The sequence below is a fragment of the Pseudomonas sp. TMW22080 genome, from assembly GCF_022496745.1.
GTDB classification, from domain to species: Bacteria; Pseudomonadota; Gammaproteobacteria; order Pseudomonadales; family Pseudomonadaceae; genus Aquipseudomonas; species Aquipseudomonas bubulae.
Genome location: NZ_SCFF01000001.1, coordinates 133,345 through 157,027, shown reverse-complemented (window position 1 = coordinate 157,027; position 23,683 = coordinate 133,345). Strand labels below are relative to the sequence as shown.

The 23,683-nt window shown below is 61.2% G+C and carries 25 protein-coding genes; 15 read left to right on the top strand and 10 right to left on the bottom strand.

The features are described from left to right. Nucleotides 1-129 precede the first annotated feature (129 nt). The 3 genes from EQV96_RS00735 to EQV96_RS00725 are packed head-to-tail and all read left to right on the top strand — an operon-like array spanning nucleotide 130 to nucleotide 3,915. Nucleotides 130-1,548 carry an FAD-linked oxidase C-terminal domain-containing protein gene (locus EQV96_RS00735; protein WP_095018507.1) on the top strand — a complete coding sequence of 473 codons (1,419 nt, stop codon included), beginning with the start codon at nucleotides 130-132 and terminating at the stop codon, nucleotides 1,546-1,548. A gap of 52 nt (nucleotides 1,549-1,600) precedes the next feature. Next, entirely contained in the window at nucleotides 1,601-2,539 is a 939-nt protein-coding gene (locus EQV96_RS00730; RefSeq protein ID WP_095000111.1) for a LysR family transcriptional regulator, read from the top strand. Nucleotides 2,540-2,586: 47 nt separating this feature from the next. Then, a complete protein-coding gene (locus EQV96_RS00725) occupies nucleotides 2,587-3,915 on the top strand; it encodes an MFS transporter (protein ID WP_095023344.1) in 1,329 nt (442 codons plus the stop codon). A 9-nt stretch (nucleotides 3,916-3,924) separates the two neighbouring features. Here the strand turns inward: EQV96_RS00725 and EQV96_RS00720 are convergent, their stop codons facing one another. Beyond that, complete coding sequence (locus EQV96_RS00720) at nucleotides 3,925-4,953, bottom strand: LLM class oxidoreductase (RefSeq protein ID WP_095023343.1); 1,029 nt, start codon at nucleotides 4,951-4,953, stop codon at nucleotides 3,925-3,927. 14 nt (nucleotides 4,954-4,967) lie between these two features. After that, the gene (locus tag EQV96_RS00715; protein WP_346769606.1) at nucleotides 4,968-5,591 is read right to left on the bottom strand and encodes a glutathione S-transferase family protein; all 624 of its coding nucleotides are present in this window, start codon (nucleotides 5,589-5,591) and stop codon (nucleotides 4,968-4,970) included. A gap of 139 nt (nucleotides 5,592-5,730) precedes the next feature. Here EQV96_RS00715 and EQV96_RS00710 point away from each other — a divergent pair, with 139 nt between their 5' ends. Continuing rightward, entirely contained in the window at nucleotides 5,731-6,618 is an 888-nt protein-coding gene (locus tag EQV96_RS00710; protein WP_095024626.1) for a LysR substrate-binding domain-containing protein, read from the top strand. Here EQV96_RS00710 and EQV96_RS00705 read toward each other — a convergent pair. From EQV96_RS00705 to EQV96_RS00695, 3 genes are all read right to left on the bottom strand, one after another. Beyond that, nucleotides 6,593-7,087 (bottom strand): ATP-binding protein, encoded by a 495-nt coding sequence (locus tag EQV96_RS00705; RefSeq protein WP_095000106.1) that lies wholly within the window; start codon nucleotides 7,085-7,087, stop codon nucleotides 6,593-6,595. The genes EQV96_RS00710 and EQV96_RS00705 overlap by 26 nt on opposite strands. Nucleotides 7,088-7,246: 159 nt before the next feature. After that, nucleotides 7,247-8,437 (bottom strand): collagen-like triple helix repeat-containing protein, encoded by a 1,191-nt coding sequence (locus EQV96_RS00700; RefSeq protein WP_240881037.1) that lies wholly within the window; start codon nucleotides 8,435-8,437, stop codon nucleotides 7,247-7,249. 280 nt (nucleotides 8,438-8,717) lie between these two features. Next, complete coding sequence (locus EQV96_RS00695; protein WP_150628863.1) at nucleotides 8,718-9,563, bottom strand: SDR family oxidoreductase; 846 nt, start codon at nucleotides 9,561-9,563, stop codon at nucleotides 8,718-8,720. A gap of 155 nt (nucleotides 9,564-9,718) precedes the next feature. Here EQV96_RS00695 and EQV96_RS00690 point away from each other — a divergent pair, with 155 nt between their 5' ends. Beyond that, entirely contained in the window at nucleotides 9,719-10,624 is a 906-nt protein-coding gene (locus EQV96_RS00690) for a LysR family transcriptional regulator (RefSeq protein ID WP_095000103.1), read from the top strand. Nucleotides 10,625-10,686: 62 nt separating this feature from the next. On the opposite strand, the gene EQV96_RS00685 is transcribed toward EQV96_RS00690, so the two are convergent. Next, the gene (locus EQV96_RS00685; RefSeq protein ID WP_095020067.1) at nucleotides 10,687-11,382 is read right to left on the bottom strand and encodes a tRNA (adenine(22)-N(1))-methyltransferase TrmK; all 696 of its coding nucleotides are present in this window, start codon (nucleotides 11,380-11,382) and stop codon (nucleotides 10,687-10,689) included. Between the two features lie 238 nt (nucleotides 11,383-11,620). Between EQV96_RS00685 and EQV96_RS00680 the strand changes: the two genes are divergently transcribed. Genes EQV96_RS00680 through arsH form a run of 4 tightly spaced genes read left to right on the top strand, consistent with a single transcriptional unit; the run spans nucleotide 11,621 to nucleotide 14,461 of the window. Then, nucleotides 11,621-11,968 carry a metalloregulator ArsR/SmtB family transcription factor gene (locus tag EQV96_RS00680; RefSeq protein WP_095000102.1) on the top strand — a complete coding sequence of 116 codons (348 nt, stop codon included), beginning with the start codon at nucleotides 11,621-11,623 and terminating at the stop codon, nucleotides 11,966-11,968. A gap of 8 nt (nucleotides 11,969-11,976) precedes the next feature. After that, nucleotides 11,977-13,260, top strand: a complete 1,284-nt coding sequence (locus EQV96_RS00675; protein WP_095023340.1) for an arsenic transporter — start codon at nucleotides 11,977-11,979, stop codon at nucleotides 13,258-13,260. A gap of 23 nt (nucleotides 13,261-13,283) precedes the next feature. Continuing rightward, entirely contained in the window at nucleotides 13,284-13,754 is a 471-nt protein-coding gene (locus EQV96_RS00670; protein WP_095024624.1) for an arsenate reductase ArsC, read from the top strand. A gap of 11 nt (nucleotides 13,755-13,765) precedes the next feature. After that, on the top strand, nucleotides 13,766-14,461 hold the full coding sequence (gene arsH / locus EQV96_RS00665; RefSeq protein ID WP_095000099.1) for an arsenical resistance protein ArsH: 696 nt from the start codon (nucleotides 13,766-13,768) through the stop codon (nucleotides 14,459-14,461). Between the two features lie 56 nt (nucleotides 14,462-14,517). Here the strand turns inward: arsH and EQV96_RS00660 are convergent, their stop codons facing one another. The 3 genes from EQV96_RS00660 to EQV96_RS00650 all read right to left on the bottom strand — a co-directional run bounded on the left by EQV96_RS00660 (nucleotide 14,518) and on the right by EQV96_RS00650 (nucleotide 15,986). Beyond that, the gene (locus tag EQV96_RS00660; protein WP_095000098.1) at nucleotides 14,518-14,826 is read right to left on the bottom strand and encodes an AzlD domain-containing protein; all 309 of its coding nucleotides are present in this window, start codon (nucleotides 14,824-14,826) and stop codon (nucleotides 14,518-14,520) included. Then, complete coding sequence (locus tag EQV96_RS00655) at nucleotides 14,823-15,533, bottom strand: AzlC family ABC transporter permease (protein WP_095000613.1); 711 nt, start codon at nucleotides 15,531-15,533, stop codon at nucleotides 14,823-14,825. The genes EQV96_RS00660 and EQV96_RS00655 overlap by 4 nt, the downstream gene beginning before the upstream one ends. Before the next feature lie 102 nt (nucleotides 15,534-15,635). Further along, nucleotides 15,636-15,986: a DUF2834 domain-containing protein gene (locus EQV96_RS00650; protein ID WP_095018497.1), complete on the bottom strand. Its 351-nt coding sequence runs from the start codon at nucleotides 15,984-15,986 to the stop codon at nucleotides 15,636-15,638. 114 nt (nucleotides 15,987-16,100) lie between these two features. Here EQV96_RS00650 and EQV96_RS00645 point away from each other — a divergent pair, with 114 nt between their 5' ends. Next, a complete protein-coding gene (locus EQV96_RS00645) occupies nucleotides 16,101-16,907 on the top strand; it encodes a helix-turn-helix domain-containing protein (RefSeq protein WP_240043282.1) in 807 nt (268 codons plus the stop codon). 7 nt (nucleotides 16,908-16,914) lie between these two features. Here EQV96_RS00645 and EQV96_RS00640 read toward each other — a convergent pair whose 3' ends face one another. Continuing rightward, on the bottom strand, nucleotides 16,915-17,445 hold the full coding sequence (locus EQV96_RS00640; RefSeq protein ID WP_095000095.1) for a glyoxalase superfamily protein: 531 nt from the start codon (nucleotides 17,443-17,445) through the stop codon (nucleotides 16,915-16,917). Between the two features lie 226 nt (nucleotides 17,446-17,671). On the opposite strand from EQV96_RS00640, the gene EQV96_RS00635 reads away from it, so the two are divergent. The 5 genes from EQV96_RS00635 to EQV96_RS00615 all read left to right on the top strand — a co-directional run bounded on the left by EQV96_RS00635 (nucleotide 17,672) and on the right by EQV96_RS00615 (nucleotide 23,663). Beyond that, the gene (locus EQV96_RS00635) at nucleotides 17,672-18,112 is read left to right on the top strand and encodes an EamA family transporter (RefSeq protein ID WP_095000612.1); all 441 of its coding nucleotides are present in this window, start codon (nucleotides 17,672-17,674) and stop codon (nucleotides 18,110-18,112) included. Between the two features lie 128 nt (nucleotides 18,113-18,240). Beyond that, nucleotides 18,241-19,470, top strand: coding sequence for an alanine racemase (alr, locus tag EQV96_RS00630; RefSeq protein WP_095018494.1), 1,230 nt, complete (start codon nucleotides 18,241-18,243; stop codon nucleotides 19,468-19,470). 189 nt (nucleotides 19,471-19,659) lie between these two features. Continuing rightward, nucleotides 19,660-20,172: a sigma-70 family RNA polymerase sigma factor gene (locus EQV96_RS00625; RefSeq protein WP_095000093.1), complete on the top strand. Its 513-nt coding sequence runs from the start codon at nucleotides 19,660-19,662 to the stop codon at nucleotides 20,170-20,172. Next, on the top strand, nucleotides 20,169-21,140 hold the full coding sequence (locus EQV96_RS00620; protein ID WP_240881035.1) for a DUF4880 domain-containing protein: 972 nt from the start codon (nucleotides 20,169-20,171) through the stop codon (nucleotides 21,138-21,140). The genes EQV96_RS00625 and EQV96_RS00620 overlap by 4 nt, the downstream gene beginning before the upstream one ends. 111 nt (nucleotides 21,141-21,251) lie before the next feature. Beyond that, nucleotides 21,252-23,663: a TonB-dependent siderophore receptor gene (locus tag EQV96_RS00615; RefSeq protein WP_095038890.1), complete on the top strand. Its 2,412-nt coding sequence runs from the start codon at nucleotides 21,252-21,254 to the stop codon at nucleotides 23,661-23,663. The last annotated feature ends 20 nt before the right edge of the window (nucleotides 23,664-23,683 follow it).

The window sequence follows — 23,683 nt, the reverse complement described above, 5'->3', positions numbered from 1 at the left end:
ATCTCAAAAACAGATGGATCCATCTGAATTCAGCACTACGAGTGTGTACCCAAGGCTGCCTAAGATAAGTCATAACTCCCTGATAATGCCGCCCGTTTTACGCGGTGCACAACAACCGGAGATTGTCTGATGACCCATCCTGCTGCCTGCGAACACCCGCCCCTGGCCGAATCCTTGCGCGAGGAGCTGGGCCAATTGCTCGGCACCCGCTTCTCCACCTCGGCCAGCGTGCGCGAGCACCACGGCAGCGATATTTCCGCACTAGACCCCATGCCGCCGGATGCCGTGGCCTATGCCAACAGCCTTGAGGATATCGTCAGTATCAGCAGCGCCTGTTATCGCCACGATACGCCGATGATCGCCTATGGCAGCGGCACCTCGCTGGAAGGCTGGCTGCAAGCCTCCCACGGTGGCGTCAGCATTGATGTCTCGGGCATGAACCAGGTGCTTGCCATTCGCGTTGACGATATGGACGCCACTGTACAACCGGGGGTGACCCGCAAACAGTTGAATGCGGCGTTGCACGGCACCGGGCTGTTTTTCCCTATCGACCCCGGGGCCGATGCGTCACTGGGCGGCATGGCGGCGACCCGTGCTTCCGGGACCAACGCCGTGCGCTACGGCACCATGCGCGAAAACGTACTGGCCATGACGGCAGTGTTGGCCGACGGCCGGGTGATCAACACCGGCGGGCGGGCGCGCAAGTCTTCCGCCGGCTATGACTTGACCCATTTACTGGTCGGCTCGGGCGGGACGCTGGCGACCATCGCCGAACTGACCGTCAAGTTGCACCCGATTCCTGAAGCCATTTCAGCTGCCGTGTGCCGCTTTCCCAGCGTGGATCTGGCCGTACGCGCCGTGATCCAGATCATCCAGCTCGGTGTGCCGGTCGCCCGCATTGAACTGCTCGATGCCTTGACCATGCGCGCCCTCAACGCCTACAGCAGCACGCAGTTGCGCGAGGCGCCGTCGCTGCTCTTTGAACTGCATGGCTCTGAAGCCGGCGTGAAAGAACAGATCGAGACCGTGCGCATGGTTGCCGATGAACATCAGGGCATGGACTTCGAGTGGGCTGTGCATCCGGAGGATCGCAGCCGTCTGTGGCAGGCCCGGCATGACGGCTACTTCGCCGCCCTCGCCCTGCGCCCCGGTTGCCGCGCCCTGACCACCGATGCCGTAGTACCGATTTCACGACTGGCCGAGTGCATTGAAGCGACGGCAGCGGACCTTGCGCAAAACGGCTTTCTCGCACCGATTTTCGGTCATGTGGGCGATGGTAACTTCCATGCCGTGATCCTGGTCGACCCGCACAACCCCGACGAAATCGAACGCGCCGAAGGCGTGGCCCATCGCCTGGCCGAGCGGGCCATTGCCCTGCAGGGCAGTTGCACCGGCGAGCACGGCATCGGCTTGACCAAACAGCACTTCATGGCCGTTGAACACGGGCAAAACGCCGTGGACGTCATGCAGTCGATCAAGGCGGCGCTCGACCCGAAACAGCTGATGAACCCCGGCAAGATATTCCCTCGAGGGCGCTCTGCAGGCTGACCCGCGGTACCATCACCGGCCCGCATATCCGAGTCCTGCAGGAAGCACCGCAATGGAAATCCGCCAGATCAAATACTTTGTCGCCGTGATCGATTGCGGCAGCCTGTCCAAAGCCGCCCGCCAGGTGCATGTGGCGCAATCGGCCTTGAGCAAGCAGATGTCGGCGCTGGAGGACGATCTGGGGGTTCAGCTGTTCCATCGCAGCCACAACGGCGTAGTCGCCAGCGAGGCCGGCAAGGTCTTCTACGAATACGCCCAGGGCATGCTCAAGCATCTGAGCGATGCCCGGGCTGCCGTCAGCAGCAGCCCCGACTCGGTCAGTGGCTCGATTATCGTGGCGCTGCCGCAAAGCGTCGCCACCCTCCTTGCCATGCCGCTGATGCGCGCCGTGGCCGCCCGTTACCCGCAGGTGGCATTCCATCTCAACGAAGAGCTGACCGGCAACGTCATGGACCAGTTACTGCACGGGCGCATTGACCTGGCCCTGTTCAGCGCCATCGACCTGCCCCCGCAAGTGTTGTTCAGCGCATTGATCGAAGAAGATTTTTACCTGATCCACCGTGCCGATGCCGCCGACGCCCCCGCTGCCGGTGAAGTTTGCCTGGCGCAGGCGCTGGCCCGGCCGCTGGTATTTCCCAGTCAGGCCCACGGTCACTGCACCCGCACGCTGGTCGAGCACGCGGTAAAACAGCACGGGCTGGCCGTGGGCGAAATCGTCATGGAGGTCAACTCCGTGCATATCCTCAAAAGCGCGGTCGAGGCCGGTATCGGTCACACCATCATGCCGTTGAACCTGGCCGTGCGTGAAATCGATGACGGTCGGCTGGTGGCCCACCGCATTGCCGCTGACGGCTTGACCCGAACCCTGGGTATCTGCAGTTGCGCTTCGATGCCCGCCAGCCATCTTAAAACCCTGATCAGTGAGTTGATCCGCGAAGTCGTGCACGCCATGTGCGCGTGCGGCGAATGGCCGGGAGGCCGTGCGCGCTGATCGGTGATTGCACACCTGCCCCTACAACAACAAAAAAGAGGCTCCAGATGAACACCCTACCGCCACCCCCTGCTGACATGCCGGACCATGCACTGCATTCGGCCTACCGCAAAACCGCCTGGCGAGTCATTCCGTTGCTGATGGTCTGTTATCTGGTCGCCTACCTGGACCGGGTCAATGTGGGCTTTGCCAAACTGCAGATGCTTGATGACCTCAAGTTCAGCGAGGCGGTGTACGGGCTCGGTGCCGGGGTGTTTTTTGTCGGCTACCTGATGTTCGAAATCCCCAGCAATATCGCCCTGCACAGGTTTGGCGCCCGGCGCTGGATCGCGCGGATCATGATGACCTGGGGCCTGTTGTCAGCGGCCATGATGTTTGTCGAAACCCCCATGAGCTTCTACCTGCTGCGCTTTTTGATCGGCATTGCCGAAGCAGGCTTTTTCCCGGGGATTATTTTCTATCTCACCACCTGGTTTCCGAGCCATCGCCGGGGCGTGATGATTTCACTGTTTATCGCCGCCCTGCCGATCTCCAGCATGCTGGGCTCGCTGATTTCCGGCTTGATCATGCAGACCCTCGATGGCGTGGCAGGGTACGCCGGCTGGCAATGGCTGTTCGTGATCGAAGGCTTGCCGGCGGTGGCCCTGGGCGCCGCCGTGTTCTTTCTGCTGCGCGACCGGATTGCCGACGCCCGCTGGCTCAGCGCCGAAGAAAAACGCGGCATGCAGGCGGCGCTGGATCGCGAAACCCGTGCCAAATCCCACCACTCCGTACGCGATGGTCTGCTCAACCCGAAAATCTGGCTGCTGGGGGCGGTGTACTTTTGCCTGGTGCTGGGCCAGTACGTGATCAGTTTCTGGATGCCGACCATTATCCGCAACAGCGGTGTCGCCGAACCCTGGGCCATTGGCGTGTTGAGTGCTATTCCCTATTCCGTGGCCGCGGTGAGCATGGTGCTGGTAGGACGCAGCAGCGACCGTGTTCGCGAGTATCGCTGGCACCTGGCAATCTGCGCCTTTATCGGCGCTGGCGGGGTGGTATTTGGCACCCTGTTCGGCGCCAGCCTGTGGCTGTCAATGATCGGCCTGACCGTCGGCACAGCAGCTATGATCAGCAGCTTGCCGGTGTTCTGGGGCATGCCTACCGCGGTGGTGGGCGGTGCAGCCGCCGCTGCGGGGATCGCGCTGATCAACTCCCTGGGCAATGTCGCCGGATTTTTCAGCACCATTGTGGTCGGCTGGTTGACGCAGTTGACCGGCAACACCCAGGCGGCAATGTACTTTATGGCCGCCGCGCTGGTGCTCGGCGGGCTGCTGGGCCTGAGTGTGTCACGCACGCGCAGTGACCCGGTTGTTGAGATCAAGGCAGTGGCCTGACAGGTGCCTTCACCATGCTGGCCCGACACGGCCCGGCCCCTGATGGGAAGGAAAATGCGGCAACACGTGCTCTGCCAGCTCCTGTATGACCTCTGCCGCAGGCCGCGCCGAAAACTGGATACCCAGGGCCGCATGGTTGACCCCTGCTGCTTGCCATTCACCCAGCAGGTCAATCAGGCCATTGCGCCCGGTGCGCAACACATAACCGCCCTGTAAAGAGGTGCGGGGATAATCGGGGTCATCAACCAGGTCGAGCCATTCATTGGTCATGTGCGGCCTGAACCCGCCGTCCGGGATCAACTGGCGCCAGGCCCGGATCTTTTCGCCCAGGCGTTGCGGCCCTGCGCGGTCGTGGGTCGATTCGGGAAAGGTCAGCCAGCCATCGGCATGCTCGCCAATCCAGGCCAGTGACTGACGGGATGAACCGGTGACCATCAGGGGGATGGCTCCCGCCACGGGCCGGGGCAGAAATTCGGCTCCGGCCATGTGCCCCAGTGCCGAATCGATAACCGGCGCACGGGCCTGCATCAGTTGGCGGAAATACGTCACGCTCTGGGCAAACCGCTCACCCCGCCGGGCGTGCTCCAGACCATAGGCGGGAAACTCAATGGCCCGGTCTCCCGAGGCGATACCCATGACCAGGCGCCCGTTCGACAACTGATCGATGGTGGCGCTGGCCTTGGCCAGATCAATGGGATGGCGCAACGAAAAGATTGCACTGCCGGTTGCCAGCGCAATTGAGCGGGTGTGAGCCGCCAGAAACGCCAGGTAGGTAAAGGGATCGAATACTTGCCCCGCATCACCGAAGGCAGGATCGAACAGCGGTACGTCGCGCACCCAGACTGCGGCAAAACCATATCGGTCGATGTCGCGAACCCGCTCGCCCTGCCCGGCCAGTACCGCCATGTCGCCCTTGTAAAAGCGCAATGGCAGAAATATCCCGAGGGTCAGCTGATTGGCCGCGAACATGCGCCGATAACCGCGGTGGCTGGCAAATGCGGGCGACGACTGGCCTGTGGCCTGATCTGTAGTGTTCATATTGATCCCCTGGTTCAAGCGCCGGTGGCGCGAGTAGGCAGAGCGATGCCGCGCTGCACGGCGGGTCTGGCGCAAATGCGCTGGTACCAGGCGCTCAGGTGCTTATAGGCGCTGAAATCGAAGTCGATGACCTGCGCAATATGGGTCCAGCCAAACTGGGCAATATCGGCAATCGAGTACTCGTCACCGGCCAGATAGGGGTGCTCGGCCAGGCGGTTGTCCAGGGTGGTAAAGGCTTCATCCATCAAGCGCCGATAGCGCGAAATGGCCTGGGGAATTTTGTCTGCGGCAAACAGCTCGAAGTGAACGCGCTGGCCCATCACAGGCCCCACGCTGGCAGCATGAAACATCAGCCACTGGATGGCTTCCCAGCGTTTGGCGGGTTCTACAGGCAAGAGCTGACCACTGATATCAGCCAGATACAGGAGGATGGCTGCCGATTCAAACAGCGTGATGCCGTTGCTTTCGTCGACCAGCACCGGGATACGCCCGTGCGGGTTGAGGCGCAAAAACGCCGGGCTGCGGTTCTCGCCCTGGTCAATGTTTACGTGCCGCAGGTGGTAGGTTAAACCGAGTTCCTCCAGGGCAATGGTGATCTTGAAACCATTGGGCGAGCTGTCGGTATACAACGTGATCATGGGGTTCATGCAGGGCGTCCGGTTAGATATAGTTTTACTAAACTTGCACAGCATCTCTAAACTCGGAACATCATCGCTTTCGCTGTGTGTCAGCGGAAACGATCATTTCTGCACACCAGATTCAGGAAAACTAAAGCCTATGGCAGCTTCACTGCCCCTTCTCGCCTTGCGAGCATTTGTCGAAGTAGGCCAGCAAGGCAGCATCAAGGCGGCCGCGCAAACGCTGAATGTCACCTCAGGTGCCGTCAGCCAGCAGATCCGCCTGCTGGAAGACCGGGTCGGCATGCCGCTGTTTACCCGCGAACGCAGCGGCTTGCGGCTTACAGAGGCTGGCGCAGCTGTGCACCCCACCCTGCAGCAAGCCTTCGGGGCAATCGAAAAAGCCATGCAGTCACTGCACGAAAGTACGACTCGCCAGACCCTGACGATCAGCACGGTGGCAACCTTTGCCGCCTCATGGCTGGTACCGCGCCTGGGACGATTCAACCGCCTGCATCCGGATATCGAGGTGCGGGTGGAGGCCACTTCCACGCTGGTGGACATGCACCGCGGGCGTGTCGATATTGCCTTGCGCCATGGGCTTGGGGTCTATCCCGGCCTGCACGTGACCCGTTTGATGGCGCCTGTGCTGATCCCCGTCGCCAGCCCCGCCCTGCTGGCTGGCAACCCGGGGCCGGCACAGCCGCAGGACTGCCTCGACTTCCCCCTGCTGCATGACGCTGACCGTGCCGACTGGCTGTTGTGGCTCAGCGCCCATGGCGTGGGCAAAGACCCGCGCGCCGAACGCGGGACAGCTTTTGAGGACGATTTTTTATTGATCCGCGCAGCCGAAGCAGGCCAGGGGCTGGCCTTGGTGCCCCAGGAGTACGCAACCGAAGAAATCGCTGCAGGCCGCCTGGTACAAGTCATGGACAAGCCCTGGCCGGCGCGCTTTGCCTACTACGCCGTAACGCGGGTGGAGGCAATGCAACGGGATGAGGTCAGGGCATTTATGCACTGGATCATGCAAGAGGCCGGGGGTAAGTAACAATCACCAGCCCCTCGTCTGCATCCGGGGAACGAAAGTAGGTGGTGATCAGATCAAACTCGGCATCCGATGCGGCAAAGTCATGCTCGGCAAGCTGGTTGCGTACATGCAGGCGCGCACGGCAGGTGTCGTCGTCCACAGCGAGATAATGCAGGCAGTGCGGCACACGCGCGGTTTCTGCCAGGCCGAGCAACCATTCACGGCCGGCAATGGTATTGGCAGGAAAATCCAGCACCACATCCACACCGGACTCCAGCAGGTCGATCACCAGAGGCCCCAGCACACCGCGAATCCTCAGGCTGTAGGCTGCGTAATCGGTTACCGAATTGATCGCACCGGGATAAAGCGATGAGAGCCATTTATCTTCGCTCAGCAATATCGCGCTGTGCTCCACCGCAAGCGTTCTGGCCAGGGTTGATTTGCCTGATGCGATCTTGCCGCACATCAGATGCAGTGTCGCAGTGACCATGGGACGCTTCCTTGAGTGCGGACATTGGATGATGCCCAGCGCTGGCAGTGAACGCAATTGCCAATAAAACCAGCCAAGGGTGAACGAAAAACAGCCCGGTCTGCACCTGAACTTCAGGGGTACAGACCGAACCGTACAACAGCGTCCGCGCGCGGCCAGTCAGTTTTTGTTTAGCAGGCCGCCAAGCAGACCACCCAGCCCGCCGGAAGCACTTGCGCCACCCGAGGTGCCGGTGTTTGTCTGGGTACCGGTCGTGCCGCCCAGGCTGCCAAGCAAGCCAGTACTGCCACCCAGTAAACCACCTGTGCCGCCGGTGTTTGTCTGAGTACCGGTTGAACCTGTGGCCGTGCCCAGCCCGCCCAGCAAACCGCCCAGCCCGCCGGTAGTTGTGCTTGTGCCGGTGCCGGTGGTTGTCGTCGGGTTCAGGTAACCGCCGGATTTATCCAGTGCCCCACCCACACCGCCTAGCACACCGCCCACCACATTGGTGAGCGGATTCTTGCCGGTATCGACTACCTTGTCACCCAGCCCGCCGACCACGCCGCCAACCTTCGTCAACAACCCGTCCACCGGCTGCCCCAACCCGGTGGTGGTGCCTACCTTGCCTGTGACGTTTTCCACCATTGAGATCACGGGGACCACGACCTTGTCATTCAAACCACCGGTAGCCTTGCCCAATTGCCCGCTGGTCACATTGGTGGTCAGTGTGTTGCCAAGCATGGTGACGGTGGTGCCGACCTTGTCCACCAGCCCGCCCGCGGTGCCGGTGACCTTGCCCACTACGCCGCCTACCAGCGGGATCTGACTGATCGGTGTGTTGTCGACCAGAGCGCTGACACCTGTGCCGAGAGACGAAACGCCTTTACCCACATCGCTGACGCCATTGGTAACACCAGCCACGGTAATGCCCAGCGAGTTTTTGTCAGTGCCCAGCGAGCCCAGGCCATTGGTCACGCCATCGGTAATGGAAGTTACGGCATTACCGGTGTTGACCACCAACCCGCCTGCTGCGCCGACCACAGGAACGGTGGTCAGGGTGGTGCCCACGCCGCTGACCAGGGTGCCGACACCGCCCAGTCCGGTGCCGACTTCACCGGCGACCTGCCCCGTGACCAGAGGCGGGGTAACTGCCGGGTTAGGCGGATTGGTTGGATTGGTTGGATCAGTCGGATCAGTTGGATCTGTCGGTGTAGTGGGATCAGTTGGCGTGGTCGGATTGGTCGGCGGCGTCGGCGTGCTTGCGCTGTCACTGCTGTGATGCCCGCCACCACCACTGTGGCAGCCCGCCAGGCTGGCGCTCATGACCAACAACAGGGCCGTGCTTGTTTTCAACCAGAGTTGGGTGTTCATAATCAGCTCCCTTGAATCTGTCATGCCTGAGTTCGAAAGCTCCCAGCACTCGCATCAGAGGGAGTTTCCATCCTGGGGAACATGACAACGCCACGGGCTCGAACCCACAACTCACTCCTTGGTATTAATACTCTCTATAAGGCTGCCGCGACTCGACTTAAGGACTAATGCTCAGGTTATAAAAAGCGCTGCATATCAACTTGCACAGGGCTTTTTCACGCAATGGCCGCAGCGCACCCTACTTAAGTGGTAAGCACAATTAACAAGACCGACCCCAGCATCAGCATTCCTTGATCTGCTCCCACAGGCGGGCGACCTGCTCGGCGCTGTCGGCCCTGATTCGGGCCAGATCCAGGGGGTAGTCCACCCCGGGATTCTCGACAAACCGCGTTGCCGTGAACTGACCATTGCTGGCCCGCAGAATATAGCCGCTGTCCTGGCACTGAGCCGAGGCCAGAAAGATCACACCGGGGGTCACCCACTGGGGCTTGAGGTTGTCCGGTTCGCCGTTAACGCCCCACATCCGGGTCTTGGCCACCGGCGCTACTGCGTTTACCAGGATGCCATCGGCGGCACCCTCCCTGCTCAGGGCATTCATGATGCCCAATTGTGCCATCTTGCCGGCGGCGTAGGCGGTCAGGCCCGGCTGGGCATAGGGCTGGTACATGGCCCGGTCCGAAGAGGTCAGCACCACCCGCGCCGCCGATGATTGGCGCAAGTGCGGCCAGGCATGTTTGCACAGCCAGATCGGGCTATACACATTGATCCCCAGCGCGCGCTCGACAAACTCAGGCTGCGCTTCTTCAATAGCCTGGTAACCGACCCAGCCCGCGTTGTGGATCACAATATCCAGCCGCCCGAACGCTTCGACGGCCGTTTCGACCAACTGCCGGCAACCCGTCTCGCTGACCAACTCACCGTGATGACCGATCACACTGTAGCCCTGGGCTGCCAGCGCTTGCGCGGCGTCATGGGCAACGGATGCATCTGCTGCTGCGCCTTGCCTGTCTGCGCCAATATCACTGATCAGCACATGGGCGCCCAGCCGTGCCAGCTCCCTGGCATAACTCAAGCCCAGGCCCCGGCCAGCACCCGTTACAATTGCGGTTTTGCCGTTAAAGTCCATAAGGATGCCCTCTTGATTGATACTTCACCGTAACAATCAAAAGGCGCGTTGTTTAATACCGTTCAACAGGCCCGTTGATACCCGCTGCCTATCAGCCCCTCTGTGAGAGCGGCGGTGTTCGCAGATAACCCCGTTCAAAGGAAGGAACACTGCACATGATCGAAACCCGACTGCTCCGTCAGTTCATCGCGGTGGCTGAGGAACTGCATTTCCACAAGGCCGCCGTGCGCCTGCACATGGCCCAGCCACCCCTGAGCCAGGCGATCAGCCGACTGGAAGACAAGCTGGGGTTAGCCCTGTTCACCCGCAGCAGGCGCGAGGTCAAGCTGACGCCCGCAGGCCAGGCCTTTTTGCAGGCGGCCTGTCGCACACTCAAGGAACTGGAACAGGGGGTGGAGTACGCCCGCCAGGTGGCGCAAGGGGTAGCCGGTGTGCTCACTGTCAGCGCGGTGTCTATCGCGTACTACGAGCCGTTGCTCAACAGCCTCAGGCAGTTTCGCCAAACCTTTCCCCAGGTCCAGCTGGTGATCAAGGAAATGCCTTCCTCCAGCCAGGCCGAGGCGCTGCTGGCTGCCGAGACCGATATCGCCTTTATGCGCAAACTGCCCTTCATCGCAGCCGACATCGAATCGCGCCTGTTGCTCGACGAGGCCATTGTCATGGCCCTGCCCCTGGATCATCCCAAGGCGCAGTCAGGGCCCATCGAGCTGCGCGATTTTGCTGACGAAGACTTTGTCTTTACTCCACAAGCCCTGGGCAGCGGCTATCACGGCCAGTTGATCGGCCTGTGCGAAAACGCCGGGTTCTACCCCAGGGTGGTTCAGGAGGCCGCACAGCTGCATACCCTGATCGGCCTGGTAAGTTGCGGTTTTGGCGTGGCCCTGGTGCCGCAATCCCTCGCCGGCTCGACGCTGCGCGACAAGGTAGCGTTCCGCCCGATCCGGCCGCTGACAGGCGCTGCCAACCCGACCATCGGCCTGTACATGAACTGGCATGCCCATAACCCGTCACCGCTGATACAGCACTTTATTGCCATGCTCGATGGCAACACTCAACCCTGAACAGGCTCAGCGAACCCCTTCAAGTACACTTGCTGGCATGACTGCGCCGCATGAGTCGAGACTCAAGCCAGCAGTTCGCTGATCCATCTGACCTGTCGGGCAATTTCCTCCACCCGGGCTTCGGGCACGGCCTGGCGCGCCAGGGCAAGATTGCTCAGAACCTTGCGTTTTTCACCCAGCATACGTTGCCACTTACCCAGAAACAGCGGGCTGCGCGCCTGCATCTGGAAGGGGCCAAAGTACAATTGCTCGGCGGTATAGCTCACCGGTCCGATGCGTTCGGCGACGATGATTTCGTAGTAAAAACGGTTTTCCCGCAGCAGTTCTTCGCAAAGGATGTGGTAGTGGTTTTCCATCAGCCATTGCCGTAAAGGCTGCTCGCCGCCGTTGGGTTGCAGGATCAGGCGCTCCCGTCCGCTCAGGTGTGCCTTGCCACTTGCAAGAATATCGCGGATGGTCTCGCCGCCCATGCCGCAGATGCTGATCGCCGTAATCTCGTCCTGCGGCCTGATCGCTGCCAGGCCACTGGCATGGCGCACGCTAATGTGTTGCTCGAAGCCGTTTTCGCGCACGGTACGCCGGGCCGCCTGAAAGGGCGTCAGGGCCACCTCGCCCGCCACGGCGGCGGCAATGGCCCCCCGACGCAGCAACGCCACCGGCAGGTAGCCGTGGTCCGAGCCGATATCGGCCAGCCGCGCACCTGCCGGCATATGGGCTGCCACGCGCTCCAGACGCATGGACAATGTGTGTTCGTTCAACTGCTGTTCCTTTTCACCACGGATGCCCGCCAGTGTGGGGGGCGGCACATGATGCGCGGTGAGCAGGCCCGGGTAAAGCACCGGCACACGCTGCCCCTGTGGGAGCGGGCTTGCTCGCGATACCGCCGGCAAGCCCGGCTCCCAGCTTTACCGGGCACGTCTTGCGGGGGATCAAGGTTGATATTACATATGGATATCCGTATATTCGAATTTCCATATGTATAGACAGAGAGTCACCATGCTCAGTCCCGCCGCACTGTTCAAATGCCTGTCCGATGAAACCCGCGCCAGGGCCACCTTGCTGATCGCCCGTGAGGGCGAGCTCTGTGTATGCGAACTGGTCTGTGCCCTGGATGAAAGCCAACCGAAAGTTTCCCGCCATCTGGCCCAGCTTCGAGGCTGCGGGTTGCTGCTCGACCGCCGCCAGGGGCAGTGGGTGTATTACCGTCTCAACCCGCAACTGCCGGACTGGGTGCGCAGCGTTCTTGAAACCACCCTGCTGGCCAACACCGAGTGGCTTGCGCACGACAGTGCCCGGCTCACTGCCATGGGCGAACGCCCGCTCAACACCACTGCCTGCTGCTGAGACGTCCGATGCTTATCGCCTTCGCAATTTTTTTGGTCACTCTGGTTCTGGTCATCTGGCAGCCCAAGGGCCTGGGGGTGGGCTGGAGTGCCTCACTGGGTGCGGTTGTGGCACTGCTTGCGGGGGCGGTATCACTGCACGATATTGCCCAAGTGTGGGCCATTGTATGGAATGCCACGGCCACTTTTATCGCCGTGATCATCATCAGCCTGTTGCTCGACGAAGCAGGTTTCTTTCAGTGGGCGGCCCTGCATGTGGCCCGCTGGGCCAAGGGTGATGGCCGGCGCCTGTTTGTGTTTACCGTGCTGCTGGGGGCCGGTGTATCGGCACTGTTTGCCAATGACGGCGCGGCACTGATCCTGACCCCCATCGTGATCTCGATACTGCTCGCCTTGCGCTTTTCTGCCGCCTCAACCCTGGCGTTTGTCATGGCCGCAGGCTTTATTGCCGATACTGCCAGCCTGCCGCTGGTGGTGTCGAACCTGGTCAATATTGTCTCGGCCGACTACTTCGGCCTGGGTTTCAGCGCCTATGCCGCGGTCATGGTACCGGTCAACTGCGTTGCAGTCGCCGCCACGCTGCTGGTGTTGTACGGGTTTTTCCGCCGCGATATTCCACGCCACTATTGTCTTGATGAGCTGCCCGAACCACGAAAGGCCATACGCGACCCGTTGACGTTTGCTGTCGGCTGGGGGGTTCTGGTCTTGCTGCTCACAGGCCTGTTTGCACTGGAACCACTGGGCATTCCAGTCAGCGCGATTGCTGCAGTGTGCGCCGCCCTGCTATTCGCTGTGGCTGCGCGCAGCCACGTCATTTCAACGCGACGGGTGTTGCGCGAAGCTCCCTGGCAGGTGGTGACGTTCTCACTGGGCATGTACCTGGTGGTGTACGGGCTGAAAAATGCCGGGCTGACCCACCACCTGACGCTGGTTCTCAATCAGTTGGCCGAGTCCGGCCTTTGGGCCGCCACCCTGGGCACCGGGGTGCTCGCCGCACTGCTGTCTTCGGTGATGAACAATATGCCCGGGGTCTTGCTCGGCGCGCTGTCAATCCAGGCCAGTGATGCCAGCGGGGTGATCCGCGAGGCGATGATCTACGCCAATGTCATCGGCTCCGACCTGGGCCCGAAAATCACCCCCATCGGCAGTCTGGCCACCCTTCTGTGGTTGCATGTGCTGGCACGCAAGGGCATTCGCATCACCTGGGGTTACTACTTCAAGGTGGGGCTGATCCTGACCCTGCCGATTCTGCTTGTCACCCTGTCTGCCCTGGCTTTGCGCCTGAGCCTTTAATACCACCGCAAAGAGCAACTACCATGCGTGTTCTGTTTATGTGTACCGCCAATAGCTGTCGCAGCATTCTGTCCGAAGCCATGTTCAACCATCTGGCGCCGCCAGGGTTCCAGGCCATCAGTGCGGGCAGTTTTCCCCGGGGGCAGGTGTTGCCCCGCAGCCTGCTCACCCTGCAAGAAGCCGGTATCGGCATAGACGGCCTGAGCAGCAAGGGCAATGACGCCTACGAAGACAACCCGCCGGATATTGTCATCACCGTCTGCGACAAGGCCGCCGCTGAGGCGTGCCCGGTGTATTTCGGCCCGGCCATCAAAGCCCACTGGGGGTTGGCAGACCCTTCAGAGGTCAAGGGTGACGAGGCGACCGTAACCGCCGCGTTCCACGCCACCCTGGCGCATATCGAAACGCGCTGCCGGGCCTTTTTCGCCCTGCCCTTTACCCGGCTTGAGCCCGCGGCACTTAAACGCGAACTCGACCGTATCAGCACCCTGTAACCGGAGCCACCATGAGCGACACACTGCCCAATCTCGACACCACATTGATTTCTGCCAAAACCGTGCAACCCGCTAGCCCGCACAAACCACGCATCCTGTTGTTATACGGTTCGACGCGGGAACGCTCGTTCAGCCGCCTGCTGGTAGAGGAAGCGGCCAGATTGCTCGAACACTTTGGCGCCCAGACTCGGATCTTCAATCCCTCGGGCCTGCCGCTGCCCGATGACGCCCCGAATGATCACCCCAAAGTCCAGGAACTGCTGGAACTGATGCAGTGGTCTGAAGGGCAAGTGTGGTGCTCGCCGGAACGGCATGGCGCGATGTCAGCTGTGTTCAAGGCGCAAATCGACTGGGTGCCTCTGGCATTGGGCGCGGTACGCCCGACTCAGGGCAAAACCCTCGCGGTGATGCAGGTGTGCGGCGGCTCCCAGTCATTTAATGTGGTCAACCAGTTACGCGTGCTGGGTCGCTGGATGCGCATGTTCACCATCCCCAACCAATCTTCGGTGCCCAAGGCCTATCTGGAGTTTGACCAGCACAACCGCATGAAACCGTCTGCGCTGTATGACCGCGTGGTCGATGTCATGGAGGAACTGGTGAAGTTCACCGTATTGCTGCGCGATCGCCCGGACCTGGTTGACCGGTATTCCGAACGCAAGGAGTCGGCGCAAGAACTGAGCCAGCGGGTCAATCAGCGCTCAATTTGAACAGTGGCTGTTGTTGAAGAAGTCGACGCGCGCCTCGACTTCTTCAACCTGGTCATTTACAGATGCCTGAACACCGCAGCCGCGATCACCCCTGCGGCAATTGCCGGCAGCGGCTTCTTGAGCAGCAGCATCACTGCTGCGGTGGTCAGCAAGGCCAGCCGTGCGCCGTTATCGCCGTTGAGGGCCAGGGGCGCGAGCAAGGCGACCAGCACCGAGCCCGACATGGCGCTGATAAATTGCTGCACCCGGTAGTTGATGGGCACGAAGGACATCACGAAAACGCCCCCCAAACGCGTAATCAACGTGACCACAGCCATAATCAGAACAATGATGAAGGTGCCGTAACCGGCGGTATCGATGCTCATTTTTTCTTCTCCATCCACACCGCACCCAACACCCCGCCCGCCAATGCGCCGACCACCACATGGCTGTTTTCAGGCAAATAGCGGTACGCCAACAGCGACGAGGCGCCCGCCACGCACCAGATAATCAGCATGCGCAGGTTTTTTTGCCCGCCGATTACCATCGCCAGCAGAAAACAGCCCATCACCATGTCCAGGCCCAGGCTGACCGGGTCCTCAATTGCGCTGCCGAAGTACACGCCCAGCCAACTGCCCAGCACCCAGGCCGCCCACAGGGCTATGCCACCGCCCAGGATCAGGCCGATGCCCGATTTGCCGCTGTTGAATGCCTGCATCGACATTGCCCAGTTGGCATCCGAGATCACCATCATCACCCCGTAGCGCTTGGCCGCAGGCAGCTCGCGCAGCCAGGGATACAAGGTCGCACCCATCAGCAGATGGCGGGCATTGATGGCAAACACCGTGACGATCAGGGGCACAACCGGGACCTGCGCCCCCCAGAGATCAAGGGCACCAAACTGCGAGGCCCCGGCAAATACCAAAGCGCTCATCAACAAACTGGCGCTGTTGTCCAGACCGGTCTGCGCGGCAGCCAGACCGAAGGCCACACCGAACACCACCACAAACATGGAAATGGGCAACAGCTGCTTGAAACCATCCCCTACCTCGGCCCAGTTCAGCTCGACCACGCTTTTATCACTGCTCGACAACACACCACCCCTTCTGCGCTACGCCACACTGTTTTTATGCCCGCATTATGCGGGGCTGAATCTAATGCACAACAGTGCGCAGGTGTGAAAGGTGTCGCAATGTCAGGGTTGGCGCGGCGTTTTCAGACAGGCCCGGCTATTTGTGCCCGGGTTGCGTACGAACCCCTCGACCACGATATACAGCAGCGGGCCGATGGCGACGAAGACCGCGGTCAGCAGCAGGTACGGCAGCACACTGGCCAGCGAGCGGCCTTTACCGCGTGCATCGCGGTACATCCACACGCAAGCCAGCGCCGCCATCAGGTACAGGTCGATCACCACTTGAGCCGTGTCCGGGCTGGCCATCAGTTCCAGTCCGAAAGCTGCAAGGGACTGGTGGGCGGTCAACATCGTGAAGATTGTGTAAGCAGAGAACCCGAGCAACGCGGCAAGGGCGAGACAGGATTTTTTCATTAGCATTTCCGAATCGACGAAGTGGACAAGGCTCCAGTTAGTGATACTTTTCCCCCACCGGCAATGACCTCACAGGTCATGGACTCAGCCTTTTGCCCCTGCCAGAGTTTATGGATGAACAACCTGACCTTTCCCCGCATCAACACCCCGACAACCGCTGGCCCGCAGCTGCGTCTGCTGCGCCGTCAGGCCGGTATGAGCCAGCTGGAGCTGGCCTTGATCACGGGTATTTCCCAACGCCATTTGAGCTGCATCGAAACCGGGCGCGCCAAACCCGGCCCCGGCACCTTGCATAACCTGCTGATGGCCCTCGAGGTACCGCTGGAGCAGTGCAACAGCCTGTTTCTGGCCTCGGGTTATGCGCCGCGCTACGAGACAACGCCGCTCTCTTCGCCGGCCATGGAGGCCGTACGTGAGGCCATCAGCCATGTGTTGCACGCCAACAACCCCGCCCCGGCGATTGTGTTGGGCAGCCACTGGCAGGTGCTGGATGCCAACGCCAGCACCGCAGCCCTGTTCAGCCTGGTCGGACTGCCCGCAGACGCGGCCCGGGACTTGAACCTGCTGACCACACTGCTGCAACCCGGCGGCCTGGGTGATTACCTGATCAACCCCGAAGAAATAAGAACCCTGGCCTGGCAACGGGCGACACGCGAGGCCCTGTCCAACCCCGTACTGGCCAGTCTTATGCAAACCCTCAGCGCCCCGGACACCCTCGCGGCCCTGCCCCGGGAACTGCCGCCACTGGTCTTGACCCGCATTGCCTGCGCCCATGGCGAGCTGAACTTCATGTCCACCTTCACCACATTCGGCATGCCGCTCGATATCACCGTAACCTCAATGCGTATCGAGCATCTGATCCCGGCGGATGCACAAACCTGGCAGATCATGACAGCGGCTTATGAGCGCTCACGGGGCTGAAAATCCGTCAGTCCTGGCAAAAACGGATGCGGTTGCCAAACGGGTCATGAACCTCCAGCACCCGCCCCCAGCCCTGCTGGACAATTTGCGGGCGGCCATAACCATAGCGCTTGGCCATTAGCTCATCGTGCAGCAGCTCGATATTGTCCATGGGTACGAATACCGTGGAGCCGGGGCTGGCATCGCCATGATGCTCGGAAAGATGCAGTTGCAAGCCGCTGCGGCTGATGCCCAGATAGAGCGGCAAACCTGCTTCGAAGCGGTGCTCGAACTCAACGCTGAAACCCAGGAAATCCAGATAGAACTCCCGGGCCTTGGCCTCATCAAACATCCGCAATATCGGAATCGGCCTGTCGAAGCTAATTGCCGGCGCAGCACTCTGCACAGGCAGCCGTGCGCTGGCCGTATTCCAGTCCTTGTAACCCAGTTGCCTGGCAACCAGTTCAAGGGCGATGGCATGGGTGACTTCCAGATTGCGCGCCTGCAGCGAGGTTCGCAGGCTCTTGGCCATCTGTTTGGCTTGCTCGATTGACAGCATCAGTGCTCCCGGGGGCGAAGGCTTTTGGTGCTCGCGTTGCCAAACCTCGACCGTCAAGAGAGAGGGGAAAAGGCAGATAATCATGCTTTCACCTTCCCATGGGGAGCGAGCGGCGGGCAGCATCGGCCAGTGCCGATAGTACACAAGCCCTGCACCGGGTTACAGCCTCAACGCCCCTGCATGACATATGCTTGAAAGCACCTTTAGCGATCACTCAGGCAAACCCATGGGCTCGACTTTCTATTCAAGCTGGACATTCTGGGCATTACTTTCGGCGGTGTTCGCTGCCATGACGGCGATTTTCGGCAAAATTGGCATTACCGGCATCAACTCCGATTTCGCCACCTTACTGCGTACCGTCGTCGTGCTGGTGAGCCTGGCACTGATCCTCTACGCAACCGGCCAGTATCAGTCGCTGGGCTCGATTTCGGCGCGCAGCTATGTGTTTCTGGTGCTCTCGGGGCTGGCCACCGGGGCCTCGTGGATCTGCTATTACCGAGCCCTGCAACTGGGCCAGGCGTCACTGGTGGCGCCGGTGGACAAACTCAGCGTGGTGATCGTGGCCGTGCTGGGCGTGACGCTGCTGGGTGAAAAGCTCGATATTCGCCAATGGGCGGGGATCAGCCTGATTACCGTGGGTGTGGTGTTGCTGGCGTGGCGGCGATAGGTGCCCTTTGGCACCACGACACTTTCAGACAGATACGCGGCCCGGGGAGTGACTTTTCCTGCAAGCCAATCCTAGTATTGCCGCGCGTCACCCTGCCGCAAAAAAAATAACGTATGGAAACTCAGCAAATGCCCTTCACCCGTACCCTTCTTGCCCTGTCTTTGGGCATGGCTTTAATGCACAACCCGGCCTTCGCCGCCCCGCCGCTGTCGATGGTCGATGGCGTTGCCCAGGTCAATACACAGGACAGCAACGCCTGGGTCGAGATCAACAGAGCCGCGTTCGTCCACAACATTGGCGTGTTGCAAGCGACTGTGGGCGACAAATCGAAAATCTGCGCCGTGCTCAAGGCCGATGCCTACGGCCACGGCATCGGCCTGCTGATGCCTTCAATCATCGCTACCGGTGTGCCTTGCGTTGGCGTGGCGAGCAATGAAGAGGCTCGCGTGGTACGTGAAAGCGGCTTCAAGGGCCAACTGATCCGTGTGCGTACGGCAGCACTCAGCGAGCTGGAAGCGGCGCTGCCGTACAATATGGAAGAGTTGGTAGGCAACCTTGATTTCGCCGTCAAGGCCAGCCTGATTGCCGAAAAACACGGCCGTCCGCTGGTGGTGCACCTGGGCCTGAACTCCAGCGGCATGAGCCGCAACGGCGTGGAAATGACCACCGCCGAGGGCCGCCGCGACGCGGTCGCCATCACCAAGGTGCCGAACCTGGAAGTGCGCGCGATCATGACCCACTTCGCGGTAGAAGACGCCGACGATGTGCGTGCAGGGCTCAAGGCGTTCAACGAGCAGGCGCAATGGCTGATCAATGTTGCAGAACTCGATCGCAGCAAAATCACCCTGCATGCGGCCAACTCGTTCGCCACCCTGGAAGTGCCGGAATCGCATCTGGACATGGTTCGCCCGGGCGGTGCGTTGTTCGGCGACACGGTGCCGTCGCACACCGACTACAAGCGCGTGATGCAATTCAAGTCCCATGTCGCCTCGGTCAACAGCTACCCCAAGGGCAACACCGTGGGCTATGACCGCACCTGGACGCTGGGGCGCGACTCGAAACTGGCCAATGTCACCGTGGGTTACTCCGACGGTTACCGCCGTGCCTTTACCAACAAGGGTATCGTGCTGATCAACGGCCATCGCGTGCCGGTGGTGGGCAAGGTGTCGATGAATACGCTGATGGTCGATGTTACTGACGCGCCGGATGTCAAAAGCGGCGACGAAGTGGTGTTGTTCGGGCAACAGGGCAAGGCCGAAATCAGCCAGGCGGAAGTTGAAGACATCAACGGTGCATTGCTGGCCGACCTGTATACGGTGTGGGGCAACTCCAACCCGAAGGTCCTGGTCGAGAAGTAGGGCCTGCATAGAGCTTGTAGAGACTCTGTTGCAGGTCAAGCCCTAGTGTGGGAGCGAGCCTGCTCGCGAACGACTTCGCGAGCAGGCTCGCTCCCACATCTGACACAGCGCGAAACATTCCCGAGCATACGTTAATGAGAAGCGCTATCATTGCGATCCTTGTCAGTGTCTGCTCCGGGATTGCAATCGATGCTCACGTCCTCCCCTTCCTCACGCCGTGCCGTGGGTGAACTCTATGTTCAGCATCACGGCTGGGTGGTGCAGTTGCTGCGCCGCAAGCTGGGCAATCAGGAGCAGGCTCTGGATCTGGCCCAGGACACGTTTGTGCGCATGCTGCGTACCGACACACCCGCGCCGCTGCGCGAACCCCGGGCCTATCTCACCACCATTGCCAGCCGCCTGTGCGGCCAATACTTCCGTCGTCAGGCGCTGGAGCGGGCCTATATGGAGTCCCTGGCGCTCCTGGAGCCGCAGCTTGTGCCCTCCCCGGAATCTCGCCTGCTGGTGTTGGAGGCACTGGACGCCGTCGGCCAGGTGCTCGATGGCCTGGGCGCAAAAGTGCGGGAGATTTTTTTACTGTCGCAACTGGACGGCCTGACCTACCCGCAGATCGCCGAACGCATGGGCCTGACCGTCAACGTGGTGCAAAAAGCCATGCTCAAGGCTTACCGACACTGCTACAGCGCGGTCTACACCGGGTGAGTCTGTTCGAGCCCACCAACACCCAGCGCCTCGACCAGGATGTGGTCGAGCAAGCCTTGCAGTGGATGGTCACCGTGCAATCGGGCGTCAGCACCGAGGCCGAGCTTCTGGCCTGCCAGCATTGGCGCGCGCAATCCGCGCAACATGAACTGGCCTGGCAGCGCCTCACCGGGCTTAATACCGACATTCGCGACAGCACCCGCATGCTGCCTGCCGCCGGTGCCCGGACGTTGCTGCGCTCGCGCAATGCCCCGGGCAGACGCACGCTGCTCAAGGGCTTTGCCGGCCTGGGCGTGATGCTGGCCACCGGCTATGGGGTGCGGGAACGGGTGCTGCTGCCAGAGCTGTTCAGTGACTATCGCACCGCCACCGGCGAGCGGCGCCAGTTAACTCTGGCAGAGGGTGTCGACCTGACCCTCGACACCCACACCGCCCTCGATACCCGCACCACCGCCGCTGGCACGGAACTGTTCCTGAGCCTGGGCCGCGTGCTGGTCAGCGCTGGCGATATCAGGCTCAGCACCGCCAATGGCCAGGTGCTGCCCGCGCCCCGCTCACGCCTGGTGATCAGCCACAACCTGCCGTGGCAGGCAGGCACCCAGGTCCAGGTGCTGAGCGGCAGTGCATCGATCAAGCTGGCACGGGGCGACAGCTTGAGTCTGGATGCCGGCCAGCAGGTAACGTTCGACAGCCAGACAGACAGCACACCGCGCCCGGTCACGGTCGGTGCCGATGCCTGGGTCAACGGCCTGCTGATCGCCGAACGCATGCCACTGGGCCAGGTGATTGCCCAGCTCAACCTCTACCGCCGTGGCGTGGTGCGCTGCGACCCGCAAGTCGCGGCATTGCGGGTGTCGGGATCGTTCTCCATCGACCGCCCCGATGCCAGCCTCGACCTGCTCACGCGGGTGCTGCCAATCCGCGTGCAGCGAGTGTTTGGCTACTGGGCCAACGTGGTCGCGGCCTGAAAATAATTATTTTCAATACCGCCGGCAGTTTTTCTTATCTGGTGCATCAAGTTCAGGGAAGACGCTGATTAACAGCGCAACGCCGACCCTTTTCACACATGGACAGTCTTTATGCACAGCCGACTTACCCCCCTCGCCGGTGCCTTGCGCACCTTTGTATTCGGTTTATCCATTGCCACGGCCAGCCAAGGCGCATTCGCAGCCTCAGGCAGCGAGCATGCCTACAGCATTGCGCCGGGCAGCCTGGACGCGGTGCTGGGCAGTTTTGGCCAACAGTCCGGGGTGATGATCGCGGTGGATTCGAGCCTGACAACCGGTATGCGCAGCAGTGGCTTGAGCGGCAACTTTGCCGTCGACGAAGGCCTGCAACGGCTGCTCGCCCCGCTGGGCCTGCAGGCGATCACTGACGGCGACGGTTACCGGGTTGTTGCCAGACCAGCGCAAGGCAACGGTGAACTGCAATTGCAGGCCACCCAGGTTACCTCCAACCAGCTTGGGACCATCACCGAAGGCAGCGGCTCGTATACCCCCGGCACCATCGCCACGGCCACACGCATGGTACTGACGCCACGGCAAACGCCGCAGTCGATCACCGTGATTACCCGCCAGCATATGGATGATTTCGGCCTCAACTCCATCGACGAGGTGATGCGCCATACCCCTGGCATCACCGTCTCGACCTTCGACAGCGAGCGCACCAACTACTATGCCCGCGGTTTCTCGGTGGAGAACTTCCAGTACGACGGCATTCCCACCCTGCGCAACTCGGCGTACTCCTCGGGCCAGACCCTGAGTGACATGGCCATCTACGACCGCGTGGAAATCCTCAAGGGCGCCACGGGCCTCTTGACCGGTGCCGGAGCCCCGGGGGCAACGATCAACCTGATCCGCAAAAAACCGACCCGCGAATTCAAGGCCAGCATCGATGTCGGTGCCGGCAGTTGGGATAACTACCGCACCCAGGTTGACGTCAGCGGCCCGCTGACCGACAGCGGCAACATTCGCGGCCGTGCCGTGGCGGCCTACCAGGACAAGCACTCGTTCATGGACCGCTATGAGCGCAAGACCGGGGTCTATTTCGGCACCCTCGAAGCCGACCTTAGCGATGACACCCTCCTGACCCTGGGCTTTGATTACCAGAACAACGACCCCCACGCCTCGGGCTGGTCGGGCAGCCGCCCGCTGTTCGACCGCAACGGCGAGCGTATCGACGTCAAGCGCTCGTACAACAACGGCGCCAACTGGAGCCGTTGGGAGCAGACCACCCAGAGCGTGTTCGCGACCCTGGAGCACAGCTTCGCCAACGGCTGGGTCGGCAAGGGCCAATTGACCCATCAGGTCAACAGCTACGATGCGCCGCTGGGTTCGGTCATGAGCGGCCCCTTCCCGGCCACCGGCCTGTCGTCGATCTATGCCAACAAATTCACCGGGAACACCCGCACCGACGCCGCCGATGCCTACTTCAGCGGCCCCTTCAGCCTGGCTGGCCGCGAGCATGAACTGGTGATCGGCGCATCGGCCTCCAGCGCCCACTGGCAAGGCAAGGACTACGGCAACCCGACCTTCCTCAGCGCCAACGTCATTGATTTCTGGAACTTCGACGGCAAGACCACCGAGCCGGACTGGGGCGCACCGACCCAATACAACGACACCACCACACGCCAGACCGCAGGCTACATCAGCGCACGCTTCAACCTGACCGACGACCTTAACCTGCTGTTGGGCACACGGCTGGCCAACTACTGGCTGACCGGGGATTACCACACCACCGAGACCGGCCGCCTCGTGCCTTACGTGGGTGTTACCTACGACCTGAACGACAACTTCACCGCGTATGCCAGCTATACCGACATTTTCATGCCGCAAACCTACAACCGCGATCGCAACAACAAAGTGCTTGAGCCCGATGAAGGCAAAAACTACGAAGTGGGAATCAAGGGCGAGTTTTATGGCGGCAGGTTGAACACCAGCCTGGCCTATTTCGAGGTACATGAAAGCAACCGCGCCGAACCGGACGCCGAGTACAACGCCGATCCGACCAACCCGTCGATCCTCTATGCATCAGTCGGCACCAAGGCCAAGGCCAAGGGCTTCGAAGCCGAGATGTCCGGCGAACTGGCACCGGGCTGGCAGGCCCAGGCCGGCTTTACTCACAAGGTCATTCGCGGCAGCGACGACGAAAAAATCTCGACCTGGGAGCCCGAAGACCAGTTGAGCCTCTACACCACCTATAAATTCAAGGGGCCGCTGGACCGCTTGACCATCGGTGGCGGCGCGCGCTGGCAGAACCGCAGCTGGCAGAACATCTACAACCGCGCCAAGGACCAGTACCAGGACTTCAGCCAGGACGCTTACTGGCTGGTCGATGCAATGGCCAGGTACCAGGTCAGCGAGCACCTGTCCACCACACTCAACGTCAACAACCTGTTCGACAAGCAGTACTACACCAATATCGGCTTCTACAACACGGCGTATTACGGTGACCCGCGCAATGTAATGGTCAATACCCGCTGGGATTTCTAAGGCGCATTCTTTGCGCCCGC

Bases quoted from the DNA above. Each gene is read 5' to 3' on its own strand.
- EQV96_RS00735 (WP_095018507.1), top strand. From the start codon at position 130: ATGACCCATCCTGCTGCCTGCGAACACCCGCCCCTGGCCGAATCCTTG.
- EQV96_RS00730 (WP_095000111.1), top strand. From the start codon at position 1,601: ATGGAAATCCGCCAGATCAAATACTTTGTCGCCGTGATCGATTGCGGC.
- EQV96_RS00725 (WP_095023344.1), top strand. From the start codon at position 2,587: ATGAACACCCTACCGCCACCCCCTGCTGACATGCCGGACCATGCACTG.
- EQV96_RS00720 (WP_095023343.1), bottom strand. From the start codon at position 4,953: ATGAACACTACAGATCAGGCCACAGGCCAGTCGTCGCCCGCATTTGCC.
- EQV96_RS00715 (WP_346769606.1), bottom strand. From the start codon at position 5,591: ATGATCACGTTGTATACCGACAGCTCGCCCAATGGTTTCAAGATCACC.
- EQV96_RS00710 (WP_095024626.1), top strand. From the start codon at position 5,731: ATGGCAGCTTCACTGCCCCTTCTCGCCTTGCGAGCATTTGTCGAAGTA.
- EQV96_RS00705 (WP_095000106.1), bottom strand. From the start codon at position 7,087: ATGGTCACTGCGACACTGCATCTGATGTGCGGCAAGATCGCATCAGGC.
- EQV96_RS00700 (WP_240881037.1), bottom strand. From the start codon at position 8,437: ATGAACACCCAACTCTGGTTGAAAACAAGCACGGCCCTGTTGTTGGTC.
- EQV96_RS00695 (WP_150628863.1), bottom strand. From the start codon at position 9,563: ATGGACTTTAACGGCAAAACCGCAATTGTAACGGGTGCTGGCCGGGGC.
- EQV96_RS00690 (WP_095000103.1), top strand. From the start codon at position 9,719: ATGATCGAAACCCGACTGCTCCGTCAGTTCATCGCGGTGGCTGAGGAA.
- EQV96_RS00680 (WP_095000102.1), top strand. From the start codon at position 11,621: ATGCTCAGTCCCGCCGCACTGTTCAAATGCCTGTCCGATGAAACCCGC.
- EQV96_RS00675 (WP_095023340.1), top strand. From the start codon at position 11,977: ATGCTTATCGCCTTCGCAATTTTTTTGGTCACTCTGGTTCTGGTCATC.
- EQV96_RS00670 (WP_095024624.1), top strand. From the start codon at position 13,284: ATGCGTGTTCTGTTTATGTGTACCGCCAATAGCTGTCGCAGCATTCTG.
- arsH (WP_095000099.1), top strand. From the start codon at position 13,766: ATGAGCGACACACTGCCCAATCTCGACACCACATTGATTTCTGCCAAA.
- EQV96_RS00660 (WP_095000098.1), bottom strand. From the start codon at position 14,826: ATGAGCATCGATACCGCCGGTTACGGCACCTTCATCATTGTTCTGATT.
- EQV96_RS00650 (WP_095018497.1), bottom strand. From the start codon at position 15,986: ATGAAAAAATCCTGTCTCGCCCTTGCCGCGTTGCTCGGGTTCTCTGCT.
- EQV96_RS00645 (WP_240043282.1), top strand. From the start codon at position 16,101: ATGAACAACCTGACCTTTCCCCGCATCAACACCCCGACAACCGCTGGC.
- EQV96_RS00640 (WP_095000095.1), bottom strand. From the start codon at position 17,445: ATGCTGTCAATCGAGCAAGCCAAACAGATGGCCAAGAGCCTGCGAACC.
- EQV96_RS00635 (WP_095000612.1), top strand. From the start codon at position 17,672: ATGGGCTCGACTTTCTATTCAAGCTGGACATTCTGGGCATTACTTTCG.
- alr (WP_095018494.1), top strand. From the start codon at position 18,241: ATGCCCTTCACCCGTACCCTTCTTGCCCTGTCTTTGGGCATGGCTTTA.
- EQV96_RS00625 (WP_095000093.1), top strand. From the start codon at position 19,660: ATGCTCACGTCCTCCCCTTCCTCACGCCGTGCCGTGGGTGAACTCTAT.
- EQV96_RS00615 (WP_095038890.1), top strand. From the start codon at position 21,252: ATGCACAGCCGACTTACCCCCCTCGCCGGTGCCTTGCGCACCTTTGTA.